Annotated in this window: 1 pseudogene; it reads right to left on the minus strand. The window is 66.8% G+C overall.

Going from position 1 to position 235, the window contains the following annotated elements:
- Window positions 1–235, minus strand: a pseudogene (locus ACPXB3_RS22710) (HNH endonuclease); the annotation flags it as partial.

Here is a 235-nt window from a genome sequence, read left to right on the forward strand (position 1 = left end):
TGGGGTTTCGGCGCGGATAGCGATTCGACGAGGCTGTGGAGTTTCTCCCCGGCGACGGCATCGAGGTTGGCGCGCACGTCGAGTCGGCCGTCATCGGTTTTGTGGTAGCCGAGTTCGTTGATGGACTTGTCTTCGGCGGCTGGCACCCCGTCGTCGGTGTCGGCGGCGAGTTCGTTGGCGATGGTGCGGGCGTGTTCGGCGATCTGGGCCGGCGTCATGCCCGCGGAGGACCACG

This window comes from Gordonia sp. DT219, assembly GCF_049847065.1.
In the GTDB taxonomy this organism is placed as follows: Bacteria; Actinomycetota; Actinomycetes; order Mycobacteriales; family Mycobacteriaceae; genus Gordonia.